Here is a 20154-nt window from a genome sequence, read left to right as displayed (position 1 = left end):
CCATGCGCATAGAACAAGACTTATTAGGCAAAAAACAGATTCCCCAAAATGCTTACTTTGGCATTCATTCTTTGAGAGCAAAAGAAAATTTTGCCTTATCAGGCCTAAAAATTCATCCTGAACTGATCAAGGCGCTAGCTCTAGTAAAAAAAGCCTGTGCAAAAACCAACATAGAACTAAATTATCTACCCCCAGATATAGGAGAAGCTATAATTACAGCTTGTGAAGAGATCATCTCTGGTAAGCTCCATAACGAAATAGTGGTAGATGCTCTACAAGGTGGCGCAGGGACTTCTACTAATATGAACATCAATGAAGTTCTTGCCAATAGAGCAATAGAAATACTAGGAGGAGAAAAAGGAAATTATAATCTTGTTCATCCCATTAACCATGTAAATCTACATCAATCCACTAATGATGTTTACCCTACAGCTGTTAAAATTGCTGCTATCACGCTATTATCCCACCTTGAAACAAACATTGCTAACCTACAGGAATCTCTACAAACCAAAGAAAAAGAGTTCTCTGACATAATCAAGATAGGGCGCACAGAACTTCAAGATGCGGTACCTATTACTTTGGGAGCAGAGTTTTCAGCTTATGCAGAGGCAATTGCCAGAGACAGATGGAGAGTTTTCAAATGTCAAGAAAGATTACGTGTAGTAAATATTGGAGGAACAGCCATTGGAACAGGACTTACAGCACCAAGAAAGTATATTTTCTTAGTCATTGAAAAACTACGAGAAGAAACAAACTTAAACCTTGCTAGAGCTGAAAACTTGATAGATTGCACTCAAAATCAAGATGCTTTTGTGGAAGTAGCAGGAATCCTAAAAGCTCATGCTGTAAATTTATTTAAAATATCGACAGATCTACGTTTAATGTCCTCCGGCCCAATAGCTGGATTTAAAGAAATAATTTTGCCCGCAGTTCAAGCTGGCTCCTCTATCATGCCTGGCAAAGTAAATCCAGTTATTTGTGAAGCAATTGGTCAAGTAGCCATTAAAGTAATGGCCAATGATTTTATAATCTCCCAAGTATGCCAAAATGGACAACTTGAATTAAATCCATTTCTTCCTTTACTTGCCCATGCACTTCTTGAATCATTAAGCCTTCTCAATCAAGCAAATAAAATCTTTAACAAAAAATGCATCCAAAAAATATCTGCAAATAAAAATATTTGTACATATTATGCATACAATAGCCCTGCAATTATCACTGCTCTCTTGCCCTATATAGGATATGAACAAGCAACTTTGATAGCTAGAGAAGCTCTAAATACCAAAAAGAGCGTTTTAAAGATAGTTCAGGAAAAAAAATTAATTTCAAAAGAAAAATTAGACTACATACTATCTCCAAAAGCAATGACTGCTCTTGGATATAAATTATGAGTTATAAAACAAGTATTAAATATGAACTCTAAATATAATTTCTTTAATTAAGATAATTGGTTAGGAAATTTTAAATATAATCTTAATTTTGAATAATTAGTTTGGTTAATAGTTATATGAAAAAAGGATTTTTTATTTAAATTTGACTAAGTAAAGACTTTTTACAATACCCCCTATTAGAATTGTTAGTGTTGTTTGTCTTAATGTATCAAATTTATTTTAAAGGAGGGGGACATGTCCAAAATAGGAGTATATGTATGTCACTGTGGTACAAATATCGGAGGGGTAATAGATGTGGAGGCTGTGCGTGCGTTTGCTGAAAAATTGCCCAACGTAGCGATAGCTAGAAAAGATTTATTCATGTGTTCTGACGCAGGCCAAGAGCTAATCAAGCAGGACATTAAAGAAGGCCTAATAGATAGGGTAGTAGTAGCAGCTTGTACTCCAAGAACTCATGAACCTATATTTCGAAATACATTAGAGTCTGCAGGATTAAATAAATATCTTTTTGAAATGGCCAACATCCGTGATCAAAATAGTTGGGTTCATTCCCACGATAAAGAGGGAGCAACTGAAAAAGCTAAAAAATTAGTTGCCTCAGCCGTAGCAAAAGTAGCCCATTTGACTCCTTTGGAAGAAAAATACGTAAAAGCAATTAACTCTGCTCTGGTAATAGGTGGAGGCATAGGAGGTATTTCTGCAGCTTTAGAGTTAGCAAACAAAGGTTATAAAACATATCTAGTTGAAACAAAGCCTTCAATTGGTGGAGTAATGGCAATGTTAGATAAAACCTTTCCTACAAATGACTGTTCTGCCTGCATACTTACTCCTAAAATGGTAGATGTGGCAAACCATCCTAACATCGAATTACTGACTTATAGCGAAGTAGAAGTAGTTGAAGGATATATAGGAAATTTTAAAGTTAAAATACGTAAAAAACAAACCTATGTTGATTGGGATAAATGTACAGGATGTGGGGCGTGTGTTGAAGTTTGTCCTGTCAAAATTCCTGATGAATTTAATTGTGGTTTAGATTCTCGCAAGGCAATTTATATTCAATTCCCTCAGGCAGTACCCAAAAAAGCAGTTTTAGATATAAAAAATTGTAAAAATTGTGATGGTCGTAAATATGGAGAAAAAACAAAAATTAGCAAAAAAACTGGTAACCCTATTTTAGCACCTTGCCAAAAGGTATGTCCGGCAGGAGCAATTAATAGGGATATTCCTTATAACCCTCATGGAGAAACCATAGAAATAGAAGTTGGCTCTATTGTAGTTGCCACAGGTTATAAGGTTATGGAAAAAAATTGGTTTAAAGAACTAGCTCCTCATTCCCCAAACGTCATTACTGCTTTACAACTAGAAAGACTTATTTCTGCTACAGGACCTACTGGGGGAAAACTTTTACGTCCCTCTGACAATAAAAAACCAAACACCATAACCTTTATTTCTTGTGTAGGTTCGAGAGATGAAAAATTTCATACCTATTGTTCAAAAGTATGTTGCATGTATATGATAAAGCAAGCAAGACTATTAAAAGAAAAATATCCTGAACTAAATATCAACATGCACTTCATTGATATTCGCACGCCAGGGAAAGGATATGATGAGTACTATACTGGCGCTCGACAAATGGGAATTAATATTTTCCGAGGGAAAGTAGGCGGTTTAGAAGCACTTCCAGGGGATAAGTTAAGAGTTATGGCTTATGACCTTGAAGCAGGAACGCCCCTTGAATATGAATCTGATTTAGTTATTCTAGCTACTGCAATTGAATTACCCAAAAGCAGTAAAAAATTAGCTCAAACCCTAGGGCTTCAATTCTGTGGGGCAAACTTTTTTAAAGAACTTCACCCTAAGCTAGGCCCAGTAGAAACATCTGTAGAAGGAATTTTTGTAGCAGGTTGTTGCCAAGGTCCAAAAGATATTCCTGATACAGTCTCCCAAGGTAAAGCTGCAGCCTCTGCAGCAGCAGATCCGCTAGCTATAGGCAGAGTCAAAATCGAGCCTATTATTTCTGAAGTCTATTCTGAACAATGTAGTGGTTGCGGCATTTGTATGCCACTTTGTCCTTATAGTGCTATTTCTCTGAAAAAAAATAAACATGGGCAATTTAGAGCCATAATAGAAGAAACTAGTTGTAAGGGATGTGGAGTATGTGCAGCAGCATGTCCATCTCAAGCTATAATCTTACATGGATACACTAAAGAAGCTATTTTCGCCCAAATAGCCGCTCTTACTATGGATGACGCTTAAACAGATTTTATTTGAGCTGGCATGAGTCTATCTATATTAAAACACACCCTGCCAGCTTATATAAACCAAGGGGGGTATTGCATTGTCAAAGGTAAACATTGAAGTAGTTGTTCCTACTACACCCACAAAAATTAATGACAAACTCATCCCCAAAAATACGCATAACCTAGTTAATATTGTAAATATATACATTTTTAAGGAGGTGAGCAGATGTCTTTTAAACCAAATATAGTTGGTTTTGCTTGTCAGTGGTGTACCTATGCAGGAGCAGACCTAGCAGGTAACTTAAGATGCCAATATCCCCCAAACACAAAATTAATTCGTGTTCCTTGTTCTGGGACAGTGGCTCCTGAATTTATCTTAGAAGCTCTTTTAAAAGGCGCAGATGCTGTTTTTGTAGGTGGATGTCACTTTGGAGATTGTCATTATAAAGAAGGTAATTACAAGACAGAGCGCAGAATAAAAAAGATGAAAGAAATTTTACCGGAACTTGGTTTTGAGCCTCAACGTTTAAGGTTAGAATGGATTTCTGGCGCAGAAGGTTACAAATTCGCTGAGGTAATGAAAGAGTATACGACACAAATACAACAATTAGGCCCAAATCCATTAAAAGGAGAAGAGTTACCCCAAGAAACAACTCCTGTTAAACTTTCTGTTGATGGCCAAGAAATCCAGACAAAAAAGAATACTACTATTGAAAAACTTTTAAAAGAACAGAATAAATCTTACTTTCTTCCTTATCACCTACCTCAACTAGCAGCAATAAAAAATCAAAATTGTCCTTTATTAAATATTGTAGAAGTTGATGGTCGCATAGTACACGCAAAAATGCTTAAAAACTTAATGGTTAAAGAAGGTATGGTTATTAAAACTAAATCCAGTTTAATAGAAAAAAAACTTAACGAAAGGTTAAGCTGGCTTAAAGAAAAAGACAATTGTTATCTAATCAAGAAGTTACAAGAACTTGTTATTTGTGAAGCAGAAAATGCAGGATTAATTTCCAAAGAAAAGATAAAAGAACAAAAAATTACAGGTTGGATTTCAGCCCCTTCTATTCTTTATGACCCTGAGCTCTGTATACGTTGTGGTAGCTGTGTAGACACCTGCAAAACAATACAGACTGCAGAGGCAATTGTCCTTGATAAGGAAAAAGGAATAATACTAGATGAGTCAAAATGTGTACGCTGTGGGCAATGTATTCATGCCTGTCCCATGGGCAAAGAAATAAATGCCGTAAAGGTATTTAAAAAAGCCTTTGGTTGTGAAACTTGTGCTTATTCTAGACCACTAGGTGCAATTAGAGAAATAGATCAAGTACAAGAAGTCATAAATGTTCTCCAAGATCCAGAAAAGTTTGTTGTAGTTGAATTTGCTCCTTCCATTAGAGCCAGCCTAGGAGAGGAATTTGGCCTGGAGCCAGGTAGTTTAGTAACCCATAAATTATATGCAGCGTTAAGAAAGGCAGGCTTTGACAAAGTATGGGATACCAATTTTACTGCTGATCTAACCATTATCGAAGAAGGTACAGAACTGATCTTACGACTTATAAAAGCAGGAATCTTAAGCAAAGATGAACTACCTCCAGACCTCAACATAAATGAACATGCCATAGAAGAGGTAAGCTCTGCCTTGCCACAATTTACCTCTTGTAGCCCCGGTTGGGTAAAATTTTGCGAAACCTTTTATCCAGAACTTATTCCTAATATATCTTCAGCTAAATCCCCTCAACAAATGCTTGGGCCCATAGCTAAAACATACGCAGCCAAAAAACTTGGGATCGATCCTAAAAAAATGGTTGTTGTTTCTATTATGCCCTGCACGGCCAAAAAATATGAACGAGAAAGAGAAGAAATGTGTGATGCCTTTAAATATTGGCAAGAAAAAGGTGAAGTAAACAATAAATTTCAAGATGTGGATTATGTTCTCACTACAAGGGAATGCGCCAAGCTTTTAAAAATTCTAGGAATTGATCTTAAAAAAATGCCCGAGGAAGAAGCAGATCCCTTAATCGGTAAATATACGGGTGCAGCAACAATATTTGGACGCACAGGCGGTGTTATGGAAGCAGCATTACGCACAGCTTATGAACTAATTACAGGCACTCCTTTAGAAAAATTAGAATTTGAAGATCTGGGATCCTTGGAGGGAATAAAAAAAGCATCTATTAAACTAGGTAACAAAGAAATTAAAGTAGCTGTAGCTCATGGGCTTAGCAATGCTCGTAAGATATGTGAATCTATCAAGCAGGGTAATGGTTTCAAAGATTACGTGTTTATAGAATTTATGGCTTGTCCTGGAGGATGTATTGGCGGTGGCGGACAACCTATTCCCACTAATCCAACAACTGTTAAAACCAGAACAACGGCTTTAAATACAGACGATAAAAAGTGTGCCTTAAGAAAATCTCATGAAAACCCTGAGGTCAAACAAGTTTATTCTGATTTTCTAAAAGAACCTGTAAGTAAGCTAGCGCATCACCTATTACATACCCAATACATTGATCGTTCTAAAAAAGAAGTATCTTAGTCCCCTCTCCTCAAGAAGTCAGGTTAATGGACCTGACTTCTTGAATATAAACCAAAGTTATACAATGACTAAAAAAGAATTAATATATCACTTGCAAAAAACTCCTCTCTCTCAACTGATACAAGAGGCTACTAAAATACGTCAGAAATATATTGGGAAAGATGTGTATATTCGAGGAATTATTGAATTTTCCAACTATTGCTGCCGTCATTGCCTCTATTGTGGACTGCGCAGTGCAAACAACAATATTAAACGTTATCGCATGCAGCCAGGAGAAATCATTCAACTTGCTCTAAATATGGCTAAACAGGGGGTAAAAACCATTGTTTTACAATCTGGAGACGACTTTGCTTATGATACAAAAACTATTGCTTCTATTATCAGCTCTATCAAACACAAAGCTGACGTAGCTATTACTTTGTCTCTAGGAGAAAGAGATTTGTCTGACTACGAATACTGGCGCAAAGCAGGAGCAGATAGATATCTTATGAAACACGAAACTGCGAACCCTATCTTATATGCTAAATTGCACCCTGGTAAAACATTAAAAGAGCGCCTATCTAGCTTAAAATTCCTTAAAAAGATTGGCTATGAAATTGGGCTAGGATGCATGGTAGGGCTACCTGGACAGACCATTCATGACCTGGCAGAAGATATTTTGCTTATTCATAAATTTCAAGCAGATATGGCAGGAATTGGACCTTTTTTACCTCAAAAAGATACGCCTTTGGGCAACCATTCTCCAGGAGATTTAAATCTAACCCTAAAAATAATCGCACTTATACGAATTTTAATAAAAAAAATTCACTTACCAGCCACAACAGCAATTGCAACACTTGACCCTCAGCAAGGTATAGTTTTGGCACTCCAAGCAGGAGCTAATGTTATCATGCCCGATTTTACTCCCCAAACCTACAGCTCAAATTATGCCATATACAATAACAAAACTCGAATTACTCTTGATTTAAGCAAAGTATTTATCTCAAAAGCTAAACGAAAATTCAATAAAGGAAAAGGAGGTTCTTTGAGGTGCAAAAAACCCCAAAAGGTTTAAGACTTCACATAGGCATTTTTGGTCGAAGAAATGTAGGTAAATCTTCTCTTTTAAATGCCATAACTTCTCAGTCCATTGCTATTGTCTCAGACACTCCTGGCACAACTACGGATCCTGTAGAAAAAAGCATGGAACTTTTGCCCCTTGGTCCAGTTGTTTTTATTGATACAGCAGGTATAGATGACATAGGGGCCTTAGGAGAAATGCGGATACAAAAAACAATGCAAACTCTTGAGCGCACGGATTTGGCTATCCTAGTTACTGAAACAAACATCTGGGGAGAGTTTGAAGAAAAAATTAAAAATATTCTGCAAAAACAAAAAATACCTTTTGTTGTGGTTTTTAATAAAACAGATCTTGAACCTATAAATGCAACTCTCCAGCAAAAACTAGAAACAGCGGGAATACCTTTTATTGGTATATCAGCTACAAAAAAAGAAGGGATAAAAGAACTAAAAGAACTTCTTTTGCAAACTACACCTCCAGATTGGTTTAACCCTCCTACTCTAATAGGAGACCTTGTTTCAGCAGGAGAATTGGCAGTGCTAGTAGTTCCTATTGATTTACAAGCTCCAAAAGGGCGACTAATCCTGCCCCAAGTTCAAACGATTCGAGATATTCTAGATAATGATGCCTATTGTATAGTAGTTAAAGAAAGAGAACTTAGAAATGCATTGCAACGATTAAATCGCGATCCAAAACTTGTTATTTGCGATTCTCAGTGTGTATTAAAAACTGTAGCAGACACTCCCAAAAATGTATGGGTGACTACCTTTTCCATTATTATGGCTAGATTTAAAGGAGATTTAGCCATTTTTTCCCGCGGATTAAAAGCCATAGAGCAACTTCAACCACACGATAAAGTCCTTATTGCTGAGGCCTGTACCCATCATCCCTTGGCAGATGATATCGGTAGAGTAAAAATCCCTCGCTGGCTCCAACAATATACAGGAGTACATATTCAATGCGATATTTGCGCAGGAAAAAATTTCCCTGAACATCTGGAAGAATACAAGCTCATTATACACTGTGCTGCCTGTGTTTTAAATCGGCGAGAAATGTTAACTCGTATTTATAAAGCTCGAAAAAAAGGAGTTCCTATTACTAATTATGGCTTAACAATATCTTACCTCCAAGGAGTCATTCATCGTTGCCTTGAGCCTTTTCCCTACGCTCAATTATGTTTAAAAAACTAAATATTAAAAAGAGATACAAATATTTACTTAAATTTGACCTATAAAACTATCTAGAATATAATAAAATTCTTCTTTTTCAAGCACAAATCAAAAACTCTATAGAATTAATAAGGATCTAAGCATGCCTAAAAAAATAATCCTATATTCTATTATAGCCTCTATTTTTACTATTATTCTCAAGTTAATTGCTGCCTATCTCACAAACTCGGTAGCTATCTTTTCAGATGCATTAGAGTCTTTTATCAATTTAGCAGCTAGTATTGTAGCATATATTGCTCTTAAAATTACAGAAAAACCTGCAGATAACACTCACTCTTATGGATACTCTAAAGTAGAATACTTTGCCAGCGGTTTAGAAGGTGCCCTTATTTTAATTGCGTCTATTAGTATATTCGGCTCTGTGGTTCATAGGATTGTTCATCCTTCCCCTCTGCTTCAGCCCAATATAGGGATTGTTTTAATTGTTATTAGCACATTACTTAATTTTGTTGTAGCTCTTATTTTATTAAAAGGTGCAAAACGCTTTGACTCTATTGTTCTAGAAGCAGATGCTAAACACCTATTAACTGATGTCGCCACAAGCCTAGGAGTATGTATTGGAGTAGTTATTGCTTTTTATTATCCTAAGCTAAAATTATTGGATCCTATTATCGCCTTGATAGTTGCCATAAATATCCTAAAGTCTGGATATGATCTTTTAAAAACATCTTTTTTTGGTTTAATGGATAGGGCCTTGCCTTTAGAAGAACAACAAGATATTCTAAATGAGGTTATACATTATAATCCCAAATTTAAAGTACATAATCTGCGTACTAGAAAATCTGGAGCCAAAAGATTCATTGAATTTCATCTTTTGCTGCCAGGGAAAAAAACTGTCCAAGAAGCACATGATATATGTTGTACTTTAGAAAACAATATTAAAAAAAAATTTCCTTTAAGTGAAATAACCATTCATATTGAACCAATAGAAGATAAACGCTCATGGGATGCAAAAATTTAAAAGGGAGGTCTAAGTGAAAGGCATTATTCTAGCAGGCGGTTCAGGAACACGATTATATCCTCTTACTTTAAGCATAAGCAAACAACTCTTGCCTGTATATGACAAACCAATGATTTACTATCCTCTATCTGTACTCCTGTTGGCAGGAATTAAGGATATTCTTATTATCTCTACCCCTAGAGACTTACCTCGTTTTAAAGAACTCCTTGAAGACGGATCTATGTTAGGAGTAAAATTTTCTTATATAGAACAACCAAGGCCAGAAGGATTAGCTCAAGCCTTTATTTTAGGAGAAGAGTTCATTGGCCAAGATAGCGTTTGCCTTGTATTAGGAGACAATATAATTTATGGAGAAGGATTATCTACAGTCTTAGAAGAATGTGCTCAACTTAAAAATGGTGGAATCATTTTTGGATATCCAGTAAAAAATCCTCAACGCTATGGAGTAGTAAACTTTGATTCCAAAGGAAATGTATTAAGTATTGAAGAAAAGCCTGTTAAACCGAAAAGTAAATATGCTGTGCCAGGGATCTATTTTTATGATAATGAAGTAGTCTCCATAGCCAAAAAAGTAAAACCGTCAGCAAGAGGTGAACTAGAAATAACCGATGTAAACAATGCTTACCTTAAAAAAGGAAAACTAAAAGTAAAACTATTAGGCCGAGGATATGCCTGGCTCGATGCAGGCACTCATGCCTCTTTACATCAGGCCTCCAGCTTTATTCAAGCTATCCAAGAAAGACAGGGCTTTAAAATAGGAAGCATAGAAGAAATTGCTTACCGTAAAGGCTATATCAATAGAGAAATTCTTTTGCAATGGGCCAAAAAATATTCAAAAAATGAATATGGAGATTATCTAAAAAATATCTTAGAAGAAGACTCTAAACATTTACTACTTTAATTCTAAATCTCCTCTCCTTCCCTCTTCTTATCTGTTTTAATAATAAAAAAATAAAACTCTCTTCAATTAAGTTTAAATTAAAAACTATATCAATTTTATTTTTTTTTAATTTAAGAAAGACTTTGGGCCTATATTTAGTTAACATCTACTAAAAAATAATAAAGGAGGAGAACAATGAACTTAGCTTCCACTTTAAACCTGATTCAAAATTGGCTAACTCTATATGCATTAAAAGCTATTGTGGCCATCGCAATTTTTTTTATAGGCAAATGGCTTGCTCGCAAACTCACTAAAGCATTGTTAATTGTTTTAAACAAAAAAGGAATGGATATTACCGTCATAAATTTTGTCGAAGGGATATTATATTATTCTCTTTTAGGAATTGTTTTAATTATCACAGCCAGTCAATTAGGCATAGAAACAACTTCTTTCATAGCTATTCTCGGCGCAGCAGGTTTGGCTGTAGGTCTTGCCTTAAAAGATTCCCTTTCTAATTTTGCCTCTGGAATAATGTTAGTAATTTTTAAACCTTTTCGAGTAGGAGATGTAATAAAAACCAATGGCATAATAGGGACGGTACAAAAAGTTTCTATATTTAATACTATTTTACATAGCCCTGACAATCAAAAAATCATCATTCCTAATAGTAAAATAACTACTGATAACATAACTAACCTTACAGCTAACGATACAAGACGCATAGACATGACCATTGGTATTGGATATGAAGATAACATAAAAAAAGCCAAGGAAATACTTACCCAAATTATCTCTGCTCATCCTAAAATACTTAAATTTCCTGAACCAATAATAGCTGTTTCAGAGCTCGCTGATAGTAGTGTAAACTTTGCTGTTAGGCCCTGGGTTAAAACAGAAGATTATTGGAACGTATATTTTGAATTGATAGAAAAAATTAAAACAACCTTTGATGCTCAAGGAATCTCAATCCCTTATCCTCAACAAGATGTACACCTGTTTTTAAAAAACAGTCCTACTTCATAAAAATATTTTAAAGGGAAAGAGTTTTGAATACCTCTTTCCCTTTTATTCTTTCTATCTTTACCACCCTTCTAACTTCGCCCACTTATTAATATTGCAACTATTTTAGAAAGTACGTTTTCTAACAACCACAAAAGTTTAGTGTCTTTATCTATTATCAAACTGACAATAATGCTTTATATTAATTCCCTTATCTACAAATACAGCACTTTCTGCTATATTTGTAGCCAAATCTGCTATCCTTTCAAATCTACGAGTAATATTAATAGCCTGAACTGAACGTTCAATAGCAGGTGTTTCTTCTGTCATATACTGAATAATATATTTAGTAATTTGAGAGTTTAATTCATCAATCTCATAATCCATTTTACAAACATCTATAGCTAAATCTGCATTAGGTTGAAAAAAAGAACTTACAGCTAAGTCTAGCATTCTTGCTGATTTTTCTCCCATAACCTGGATTCTTTCATAAAATCCTAAAACAGGTTTACAACTAAGCATAATAGTAGCTTCAGCAATATTTGCACATTCATCTCCTATTCTTTCTAAATCTACAGCTATCCTCATACATCCTAAAATAAAACGTAGATCTCTAGCCACTGGTCCCTCTAAGGCAAGCAATCTCAAGGCTTGTTCATCTATTTTAACTTCTGACTCATTAATATCTTGATCGCTTTCAATAACTTCTTGTGCTAAATCAGCATCTAGTAAAGCAAAGGCCTTACATACTTTTTGTAAAGATTGTTTTACTTCTGAAACCATTGTTAGAACATTTTCCTTTAAAACTTCTAATTCTTGTTGCAAATGTGTAGTCATATTTATCTCCTAACCAAATCTACCTGTGATATATTCTTCTGTTTGCTTCTCTTTTGGTCTAGTAAATATTACATCAGTTGTATCTGCCTCTATTAATTTCCCCATATAAAAAAATGCTGTTATATCAGATACTCTTGCCGCTTGCTGCATATTATGGGTAACTATTATAATAGTAAATTTTTCTTTTAACTCAAAAATAAGCTCTTCTATTTTTTGCGTAGCAATAGGGTCCAAAGCAGAAGCAGGCTCATCCATCAACAATACCTCTGGTTCCACTGCAAGTGCCCTAGCAATACAAAGACGTTGCTGTTGTCCCCCTGAAAGGCCTAAAGCTGAGGTCTGTAACCTGTCTTTTACTTCACTCCACAAAGCTGCCATTTTCAAGCTTTCTTCTACTCTATAAGCAATAAATTCTTTATCCTTAATACCATTTACCTTTAATCCATAAGCAACATTTTCAAAGATAGACTTTGGAAAAGGATTTGGCTTCTGAAATACCATTCCCACTTTACGCCTAATCTCCACAACATCTATTTTTGGCCCATAAATATCTACTCCGTCTAGAGTAAGTTCGCCTTCTAATCTTGCCTCAGGGATAAGATCATTCATTCTATTAATACAGCGCAAAAACGTGCTCTTACCACATCCAGAAGGACCTATCAGGGCTGTAACTTGATTTTTAAACATATTTAAAGAGATATTATGTAAAGCCTGAAAATTTCCATAATAAAAATTAATATTTTTAGCTCTAATCTTTACTTCCCTGTCCATAAAACAATCACCTACCTAGTTATTTCTCTTTGGCAATGAAAACCACACAATACATCCATATCCTAGCTCCTTAATTGGACTTTCTACCCAAATTCTTCCCCCTAAATTATGAACAAGATGCCTACAAATAGAAAGACCTAACCCTGTACCTTTTATTCCCTTTGCCACATATTTTTTTACCTGATAAAATCGCTCGAAAATTCTATCTTGTTCCTCATGAGGAATACCTGGCCCATTATCCCATATTCCTAACCATATTTCATGTTTGTACTGTTTAAAGATAGCCTTAATTTGTGCATTTTTATCTGGGACAAACTTAATACTATTGTGAATTAAATTTTGAAATACATGTAATAATGACTCTCTATCTGAGATAAGTTCTATTTCTTTATCAATCATATTTACAAATTTAATATCTTTTTGCTTGATTAAGTGTTTTACACTTTCCCATGACTTTTCTACTATTTTATAAATATTTATATTTTCAAAAATAAATTCTTCTTTACCTGATTCTATCCTAGATAATTTTAGAATATCATCTAAAAGATAATTCATTTGTTCTGCATTTCTTAAAATAACTCTTAACATCTCCTTTCCTTTCTCTTTAAATATTTTATCACTATCAAGCAAAGTTTCTGTATATCCTCGTATAGAGGTTAAAGGTGTTCTAAGTTCATGTGATGCATTTGCTATAAAATCTTTACGCATACTCTCAACTCTTTTAAGTTCAGAAATATTATGAAATACTACAATTGCTCCTAAATCTGTCGCTTTTTTAATTACTATAATATTAACATTGTAAAACTCTTTATCAATGCGTATTTCTAAATTTTTAATATTTATCTGTTGCTGTAGAGCTTTTTGACAAGATTGATGCAAATTTGTATCTATTGTAATTTCTAAAAGACTTTTTCCTACATAATTTTTCATATTAGGAAAAATTTTTTCAAAAGCCTTATTATATTGAACTACTTTTCCTTGCTTATCTAAAGCTACAACTCCAGCATCTATACCATTTAAAATAGCCTCGACCTCTATTTTTTGTTTAGAAATAGTTGCCACATATTGCTCTATATTATTGGCCATTTCATTTACTGCTTCCACCAAAGGTTCAAACTCTTTTGCAGGCGAATTATAAATCCTTCTACTAAAATCCCCTTGTCCAATGGCCTTAGCTACGGTCACAAAACGATTAAGCCTCTTAAAAAAACTAGCTCCAAAAATATAAACTAACAACCCAGACAACAATAAGGATGCAATTGTAATGCCCCATATATTCTTTTTAATACGTCCTAAAACCACAGCTACTGTAGAATAAGGACGGGCAATTCGAAGATATCCTTTAGGTAATCCATGAGATGAATTTATTTTTCTAGCATAATAGATCAATTTTTTATGGATAGTTCCACTAAAACGAATACTCATTCCCTCTTTTTTAGTTCTTGCCTGAACAATCTCGGGTCTAGAAGCATGATTATCGAGTTGTTTAATTCTCTTTTTATCTACTTCAGAATCAGCAATTACTATCCCATCTTCTGTAATATATGTTATTCTATCTTGAATAACTTTCCCTATTTTTTTAATAAAAGTATCAAAAAATTCTTTGTCTTTTTTGAAGTTACATTTTTCTAAAATAAACTGTACACTATTAATTTCTTTTTTTACATTATATATCACATCTCTTTGGATCTCTTTTTGTAGCAAATCTAAAAAATAAGTGCTTGGTAAGAAAAGTGTTATTAATATAACAGACCAAAACAAAAATATTGTTTTTAATTTTAAACTCATTACTCTATCCCAATTTAAGTTTATATCCCATGCCTCTAACCGTTTCTATTACATCTGCATACGAACCCATTTTTTTTCTAAGTCGTCTAATATGAGTATCTACTGTTCTAGCATATCCTTCAAAGTCATATCCCCATACCCTGCTTAAAAGTTGCTCTCTTGATAAAACCTTGCCATCAGCAACAATTAACTCTGTTAAAAGTTTAAACTCTGTTGAAGTAAGTTTTACTTCCTTTTGATCCACCCAAAACTGCATTTTTTCCTTATCTAACTTTAAACCATCATAAGTCCACACTTTGTTTGTTAAAGGTTCTTGTTGACGCCTCAAAATAGCTTTTATTCTCAGCACAAGTTCTCTAATACTAAAGGGTTTTACCACATAATCATCTGCTCCAAGTTCAAAGCCTACTATTCTATCCACTTCTTCTCCTTTAGCAGTAAGCATAAGTACAGGAATTGAGGCTGTCTCTGGATCTTTTTTTATTTCTTTGCACACCTCTAAGCCATCTATACCTGGCAACATTAAATCTAAAATAAGTAAATCAGGATGGATTTTTTTTATCTTTTCTAAAGCTTCAATACCATTCGAGGCTAAATAAACTTCAAAGCCTGCCTGTTGCAAATTTAAATCCAAAAGATTTAAAATATCTGGCTCATCCTCTACAATTAAAATCTTTTTCATAAATATTATCCACGTTAATATTTTTTCTGCATTTTTGCTCTATAGTAAATAGCAATGAAGTTCATTCCAAAAATTAAGGTAATTAAAACCAAAGCAGTACCATATTGAAGGGGTCGTGTTTTTTCTATTTCGGTACCTGCAGTTGCTAAAACATAAATATGATAAGGCAAGGCCATAACTGGTTCCAAAATAGAACTTATCAACTTAGGTGAATAAAACACAGCAGCAGAGTACATAATAGCAGCTGTCTCGCCTGCTGCCCGACTAAGACTTAAAATAGCTCCTGTAAGAATTCCTGGCAATGCAGCTGGCAAGACCACTTTATATATGGTCTGCCATTTTGTTGCTCCAAGCCCCAAAGAGGCCTCACGATACGTAGAGGGAACAGCTTTTAAAGCCTCTTCTGTGGCGCTTATAACAACAGGCAAGGTTAAAAAACCTAAGGTGAACATACCTGTTAATAGACTAACTTTAAACTTTAACTGGGTAGCAAAAAAAGCCAAGCCAAATAACCCAAAAACAATAGAAGGAACTCCTGCCAAATTATTTATCCCTAGCCTAATTAATCTCAACAACCTTCCAGGCCTTGCATATTCATTTAAATAAATAGCGGAACCAATTCCTAAAGGAAGAGCAACTAACATAGCTCCAAAACTCAACAAAAAAGTACCTATAATACAAGGCATTATTCCACCTTGTGTCATCATATTTTTAGGTGGTTGGGTTAAAAATTCCCAAGAAATAGCAGAAATACCGTTTATTATTAAAAAGTATATTAAAATACCTAAAGCCAATGCATTAACAAAAGCTGCACACCTAAGCAAACCAAAACAAAACCCTTGAGTAATCTTTTTACTATGCATTTATGCTCCTAATAGTTTCCCTTTTTATAGAGTTGCCACCCCTACTTGTCTGTATTTATGAGAAATGTGATCTGCAACCATATTAAATAATAAAGTAAAAATAAATAAAACAATACCAATTGCAAAAAGAGCGTAATAATGTTCGCTTCTAAAAGGAGCTTCTGCCATTTCTGCGGCAATACTAGCAGGCATAGGACGCACAGGGTCAAAAATACTTTCTGGAATCATTGCTGCTCCACCTGCTACCATCAACACTACCATGGTCTCTCCTATGGCTCTAGACATTCCCAAAATTACTGATGTAATAATACCTGATAAAGATGCAGGAATTATGACTCTAACAATTGTCTGCCAATGCGTAGCCCCAAGAGCTAAAGAACCCTCTTTTAATTCTCTAGGAACGCTAAAGATAGCATCTTCTGAAATGCTACAAATAGTAGGGATAGACATAAATGCCAACATTAACGAGGCATTAAATAAATTTAAACCTGTAGCTAAATCAAAATAGTCTTGTAAAAAAGGAGCAACCACAACCATACCAAAAAAACCAATTACTACAGAAGGCATTGCAGCTAACAATTCTACTACAGGTTTAACAATATTACGCAGTTTAGGGCTGGCAATTTCTGCCAAATAAATAGCTGTCATTATCCCTAATGGCACTGCAATAAAAGAAGAAAGCAGGGTTACTAATACAGAACCTACGATTAAAGGAAAAATGCCAAAATCAGGAGGCTCAGAAGTAGGATACCAATAATTTCCAAACAAAAACTTTTTTACAGAAACATATTTAAAAATAGGCAGACCTTCTTTAAACAAAAAAAACATTATTAAACCTAAAATTACAACAGAAACCAAAGCAATCCCAAAAAAAATACCTTTAATTAAATTGTCTTTTTGTTTTCTAGATAACATTTTCTACCCACATTAACTATTAAAAATAGGGCAAGGCAATTATTTCCCTGCCCAAGTAGTTTTAAATTAATATAAAGGAATATAGCCAACTTCTTTAACTAACTTTTGTCCTTTGTAGGGATTTATAACATATTGAATAAATTTAGCCACATCTCCCTTAGGCCACCCATTAGTAAACATAAAAAGAGCTCTGGCTACTGGATAAGTTCCATCTAAAGCTGTAGCAGGAGTTCCCAAAATACCGTTCACCTTAACTTGCTTTAATTCCTTATTTAAATATCCTAAGCCTATATATCCAATAGCATATTTATTTTTAGCCACTGCTTGAGCTACAGCACCATTAGAAGCCTGTAATTGAGCACCAGGATAAACCCTAGCCTTATGTAAAACCTTTTTCTCCCAAACTTCATAAGTCCCAGAAGATGTATCTCGAGAAATTACAACAATCCTTCTATCTGGACCTCCAACTTCTTTCCAATTTCTAATTTTACCTGTATAAATAGCCTTAAGCTGCTCAAGGCTCAAATTAGATATAGGATTAGAAGGATGCACAACAGGGATAATACAGTCATAGGCTACTGCAAAAGGAACTGGATAGCGGCCATTTTTTACTGCTCTTTCAATTTCTTTTTGTTTAATAAATCTAGACGCATCTGCAATATCTGTAGTGCCATCAATTAAAGCTTTTATCCCATTGCCAGATCCTCCACCAGAGAGAGAAATACTTATGTTAGGATATTCCTTCATAAATTGCTCTGCTACTTTTTGTGCAATTGGCAAAACAGTTGTAGAACCTTTAATTTGAATAGATCCTGCCCATGCAGAGACAGTGAACAAAAAACAACTTAGCATAACAAAAAATAATTTTTTCATTGATAACCTCCTTTGTATTTTGCTTGTCCAAGTCTATAAGAAGATTATGTTACATTTTTATGACAAAACCTTGATCTTTAAATGACAAAAATATCCATTTTTATTAATAAGGAGAGAAAATGTTTGTTCTAGAAAACAACTCTTGAAATAAAATAGGCTATGATATAGCCTCGCCTTTGCAAATCGTTAAAAAAACAACTTCAAAAATTGCCAAAAAAAAGAGAAAATAACCCAACCCAACGAATACATTTGTTGTATCATTTAAACCCAAAGTAAGGAGAAAAGCTATGCAAATATTAGAAATAAGAACTACTCAAAGAGAAGAATTAAAAGATATCACTCATCTAATCTCACAAGAAATAAAAAAACAAAATTGGCAAGATGGAATTCTAACCATATTTAGCCCCCATACAACTGGGGGAATTACCATCAATGAAGGAGCAGATCCTTCTGTTGCTCAAGATATTATAAAAACATTAAAACGCGTCATCCCTTTAAACTGGGACTATAGCCACCTGGAAGGCAACTCTGACGCCCATATAAAAACATCGTTAATAGGCTCATCTGAACAAGTCATCGTATCAAATGGAAAAATTATGTTGGGGACTTGGCAAAAAATTTTTTTTGCGGAATTCGATGGGCCAAGAAACAGAAAAGTATGGCTTCAGTTTATAAAAAATTAAAAAGTCTATTTATTATCTAAATAAAGTACCTGTTGAGCCATTCGTTAAAATACTGTTGAGCTCTTAAAGCATAGGCTTTTTTACGCTCTTTTTTTCTAAGTTTCTTTTTTATGGCAGGGAAAAGTCCAAAATGAATATTAGAGGGTTGAAAACGTTTTTGTTCAGTTTGAAGGTGCTTTAATAAAGCTCCAAAGGCTGTTTCTGGAGGAGGAAAAGGAAACATTTGGTTTTTCATTTTATATCCAACAATTAGACCCACTAACAAACCACAGGCAGCAGATTCTACATAACCTTCTACTCCTGTTATCTGCCCAGCTAAATAAATAAAAGGCTTTTGTTTCAAAGAAAGATCATGGTTCAAAACTCTAGGGGCATTCACAAACGTATTTCTATGAATACTTCCTAAACGTAAAAACTCTGCCTGTTCCAAACCTGGCAACATCCTAAAAACTCGCTTCTGTTCGGGATAAGTAAGTTTGGTTTGGAAGCCGACTAAATTAAAAGCTGTTTTTTCCCTATTTTCTGGACGTAACTGCACCACTGCAAAAGGTTGTTTACCTGTATTTGGATCTATTAACCCAACAGGCTTTAAAGGACCAAAAGCCAAAGTTAAGTCGCCTCTTTCAACCATTTCTTCTATAGGTAAGCACCCTTCAAAATGTAATTCTTTTTCAAACTCTTTAGGCTGAACTTTTTTAGCATTTTTTAATTCTTCAATAAACGCAAAGTATTGCTCTTTGGTAAGGGGAATATTTAAATAATCTTTTTCTTCAGGATTATAACGAGAAGCCCAAAAAACCTTAGAGAAATCTATAGAATCTGCACTTACTATAGGAGCTATCGCATCATAAAAATATAATTCTCCACCTGAAAGTACTTTTAGTTCTTTTGCTAATTCTTCTGAAGGCAAAGGCCCTACTGCAAGAATTACACTATCAAATTCTTGTAAAAAAGGATCGTCCAAAGATTTTAGTTCATACGTCTTAATTTGAATTAAAGGAGAGGTTTCAAGTTGTTTGGTAATATATTTAGAAAAAAGTGTTCTATCTACAGCCAAAGCCTTGCCTGCAGGCACCTTGGTTTTATCAGCAGCCTCTAAAACAAGGCTTTCTAATTGACGCATTTCCCATTTTAATAATCCCACGCCAGAAGTTAAATCTTCGGAACGAAAAGAATTAGAGCAAACCAATTCAGCAAAAAAAGGTTCCTTATGGGCTAAGGAAAATTTATTGGGCTTCATATCTATTAAAACCACTTCTATACCTAAACGAGCTAATTGCCATGCAGCCTCACTCCCAGCCAAGCCACCTCCAACTACAAGTACTGCCATTTTTATTCCCTTACTTTTTAAATCTAAGTTTAAAAATTATTTTTTAAATCAATCTCAAATACTTTCTTAACCAGTTTTACCTAACTCTACAACTCTTAAATATCTACATT

The 20154-nt window shown here is 34.4% G+C and carries 17 protein-coding genes; 9 read left to right on the top strand and 8 right to left on the bottom strand.

The features are described from left to right. Nucleotides 1-2 precede the first annotated feature (2 nt). From BLP60_RS07895 to BLP60_RS07860, 8 genes are all read left to right on the top strand, one after another. The gene (locus BLP60_RS07895; RefSeq protein WP_092065780.1) at nt 3-1391 is read left to right on the top strand and encodes an aspartate ammonia-lyase; all 1389 of its coding nucleotides are present in this window, start codon (nt 3-5) and stop codon (nt 1389-1391) included. A 234-nt stretch (nt 1392-1625) separates the two neighbouring features. After that, a complete protein-coding gene (locus BLP60_RS07890) occupies nt 1626-3647 on the top strand; it encodes a CoB--CoM heterodisulfide reductase iron-sulfur subunit A family protein (protein ID WP_092065778.1) in 2022 nt (673 codons plus the stop codon). 210 nt (nt 3648-3857) lie between these two features. Continuing rightward, the gene (locus tag BLP60_RS07885) at nt 3858-6173 is read left to right on the top strand and encodes a [FeFe] hydrogenase, group A (RefSeq protein ID WP_159427713.1); all 2316 of its coding nucleotides are present in this window, start codon (nt 3858-3860) and stop codon (nt 6171-6173) included. Nucleotides 6174-6237: 64 nt separating this feature from the next. Continuing rightward, nucleotides 6238-7227, top strand: coding sequence for a [FeFe] hydrogenase H-cluster radical SAM maturase HydE (gene hydE / locus BLP60_RS07880; RefSeq protein ID WP_092065776.1), 990 nt, complete (start codon nt 6238-6240; stop codon nt 7225-7227). Beyond that, a complete protein-coding gene (hydF, locus tag BLP60_RS07875) occupies nt 7203-8423 on the top strand; it encodes a [FeFe] hydrogenase H-cluster maturation GTPase HydF (RefSeq protein WP_092065774.1) in 1221 nt (406 codons plus the stop codon). Before hydE ends, hydF begins: the two co-directional genes overlap by 25 nt. A gap of 121 nt (nt 8424-8544) precedes the next feature. Then, on the top strand, nt 8545-9423 hold the full coding sequence (locus tag BLP60_RS07870) for a cation diffusion facilitator family transporter (protein ID WP_092065772.1): 879 nt from the start codon (nt 8545-8547) through the stop codon (nt 9421-9423). Nucleotides 9424-9436: 13 nt separating this feature from the next. Further along, on the top strand, nt 9437-10324 hold the full coding sequence (rfbA, locus tag BLP60_RS07865; protein ID WP_092065770.1) for a glucose-1-phosphate thymidylyltransferase RfbA: 888 nt from the start codon (nt 9437-9439) through the stop codon (nt 10322-10324). A 174-nt stretch (nt 10325-10498) separates the two neighbouring features. Then, on the top strand, nt 10499-11326 hold the full coding sequence (locus tag BLP60_RS07860; RefSeq protein ID WP_092065768.1) for a mechanosensitive ion channel family protein: 828 nt from the start codon (nt 10499-10501) through the stop codon (nt 11324-11326). A 144-nt stretch (nt 11327-11470) separates the two neighbouring features. Here the strand turns inward: BLP60_RS07860 and phoU are convergent, their stop codons facing one another. The 7 genes from phoU to BLP60_RS07825 all read right to left on the bottom strand — a co-directional run bounded on the left by phoU (nt 11471) and on the right by BLP60_RS07825 (nt 18031). Then, entirely contained in the window at nt 11471-12139 is a 669-nt protein-coding gene (gene phoU, locus BLP60_RS07855; protein ID WP_092065766.1) for a phosphate signaling complex protein PhoU, read from the bottom strand. Between the two features lie 9 nt (nt 12140-12148). Further along, nucleotides 12149-12910 (bottom strand): phosphate ABC transporter ATP-binding protein PstB, encoded by a 762-nt coding sequence (pstB, locus tag BLP60_RS07850; protein WP_092065764.1) that lies wholly within the window; start codon nt 12908-12910, stop codon nt 12149-12151. A gap of 15 nt (nt 12911-12925) precedes the next feature. Next, a complete protein-coding gene (locus BLP60_RS07845; protein ID WP_092065762.1) occupies nt 12926-14698 on the bottom strand; it encodes a HAMP domain-containing sensor histidine kinase in 1773 nt (590 codons plus the stop codon). 4 nt (nt 14699-14702) lie between these two features. Next, nucleotides 14703-15380 (bottom strand): response regulator, encoded by a 678-nt coding sequence (locus BLP60_RS07840; RefSeq protein ID WP_143338926.1) that lies wholly within the window; start codon nt 15378-15380, stop codon nt 14703-14705. Between the two features lie 14 nt (nt 15381-15394). Next, a complete protein-coding gene (gene pstA, locus BLP60_RS07835) occupies nt 15395-16243 on the bottom strand; it encodes a phosphate ABC transporter permease PstA (protein WP_092065760.1) in 849 nt (282 codons plus the stop codon). A 24-nt stretch (nt 16244-16267) separates the two neighbouring features. Continuing rightward, nucleotides 16268-17158 carry a phosphate ABC transporter permease subunit PstC gene (gene pstC, locus BLP60_RS07830; protein WP_092065759.1) on the bottom strand — a complete coding sequence of 297 codons (891 nt, stop codon included), beginning with the start codon at nt 17156-17158 and terminating at the stop codon, nt 16268-16270. A gap of 66 nt (nt 17159-17224) precedes the next feature. Next, nucleotides 17225-18031, bottom strand: coding sequence for a PstS family phosphate ABC transporter substrate-binding protein (locus tag BLP60_RS07825; RefSeq protein ID WP_092065757.1), 807 nt, complete (start codon nt 18029-18031; stop codon nt 17225-17227). Between the two features lie 287 nt (nt 18032-18318). Here BLP60_RS07825 and BLP60_RS07820 point away from each other — a divergent pair, with 287 nt between their 5' ends. Further along, a complete protein-coding gene (locus BLP60_RS07820) occupies nt 18319-18714 on the top strand; it encodes a secondary thiamine-phosphate synthase enzyme YjbQ (RefSeq protein ID WP_092065755.1) in 396 nt (131 codons plus the stop codon). A 16-nt stretch (nt 18715-18730) separates the two neighbouring features. Here BLP60_RS07820 and trmFO read toward each other — a convergent pair whose 3' ends face one another. Continuing rightward, nucleotides 18731-20044: a methylenetetrahydrofolate--tRNA-(uracil(54)-C(5))-methyltransferase (FADH(2)-oxidizing) TrmFO gene (gene trmFO, locus BLP60_RS07815; RefSeq protein ID WP_092065753.1), complete on the bottom strand. Its 1314-nt coding sequence runs from the start codon at nt 20042-20044 to the stop codon at nt 18731-18733. Nucleotides 20045-20154 lie beyond the last annotated feature (110 nt).

Source organism: Desulfonauticus submarinus, assembly GCF_900104045.1.
Lineage (GTDB): Bacteria > Desulfobacterota > Desulfovibrionia > Desulfovibrionales > Desulfonatronovibrionaceae > Desulfonauticus > Desulfonauticus submarinus.
This window is presented reverse-complemented; position numbering and strand designations above follow the sequence as displayed.

What these genes read in the sequence shown, in the direction of transcription:
- trmFO (WP_092065753.1), bottom strand. Translation starts at nt 20,044, where the DNA reads ATGGCAGTACTTGTAGTTGGAGGTGGCTTGGCTGGGAGTGAGGCTGCA.
- BLP60_RS07845 (WP_092065762.1), bottom strand. Translation starts at nt 14,698, where the DNA reads ATGAGTTTAAAATTAAAAACAATATTTTTGTTTTGGTCTGTTATATTA.
- BLP60_RS07895 (WP_092065780.1), top strand. Translation starts at nt 3, where the DNA reads ATGCGCATAGAACAAGACTTATTAGGCAAAAAACAGATTCCCCAAAAT.
- BLP60_RS07890 (WP_092065778.1), top strand. Translation starts at nt 1,626, where the DNA reads ATGTCCAAAATAGGAGTATATGTATGTCACTGTGGTACAAATATCGGA.
- pstA (WP_092065760.1), bottom strand. Translation starts at nt 16,243, where the DNA reads ATGCATAGTAAAAAGATTACTCAAGGGTTTTGTTTTGGTTTGCTTAGG.
- BLP60_RS07820 (WP_092065755.1), top strand. Translation starts at nt 18,319, where the DNA reads ATGCAAATATTAGAAATAAGAACTACTCAAAGAGAAGAATTAAAAGAT.
- pstC (WP_092065759.1), bottom strand. Translation starts at nt 17,158, where the DNA reads ATGTTATCTAGAAAACAAAAAGACAATTTAATTAAAGGTATTTTTTTT.
- phoU (WP_092065766.1), bottom strand. Translation starts at nt 12,139, where the DNA reads ATGACTACACATTTGCAACAAGAATTAGAAGTTTTAAAGGAAAATGTT.
- BLP60_RS07860 (WP_092065768.1), top strand. Translation starts at nt 10,499, where the DNA reads ATGAACTTAGCTTCCACTTTAAACCTGATTCAAAATTGGCTAACTCTA.
- BLP60_RS07840 (WP_143338926.1), bottom strand. Translation starts at nt 15,380, where the DNA reads ATGAAAAAGATTTTAATTGTAGAGGATGAGCCAGATATTTTAAATCTT.
- BLP60_RS07825 (WP_092065757.1), bottom strand. Translation starts at nt 18,031, where the DNA reads ATGAAAAAATTATTTTTTGTTATGCTAAGTTGTTTTTTGTTCACTGTC.
- pstB (WP_092065764.1), bottom strand. Translation starts at nt 12,910, where the DNA reads ATGGACAGGGAAGTAAAGATTAGAGCTAAAAATATTAATTTTTATTAT.
- BLP60_RS07870 (WP_092065772.1), top strand. Translation starts at nt 8,545, where the DNA reads ATGCCTAAAAAAATAATCCTATATTCTATTATAGCCTCTATTTTTACT.
- BLP60_RS07885 (WP_159427713.1), top strand. Translation starts at nt 3,858, where the DNA reads ATGTCTTTTAAACCAAATATAGTTGGTTTTGCTTGTCAGTGGTGTACC.
- hydE (WP_092065776.1), top strand. Translation starts at nt 6,238, where the DNA reads ATGACTAAAAAAGAATTAATATATCACTTGCAAAAAACTCCTCTCTCT.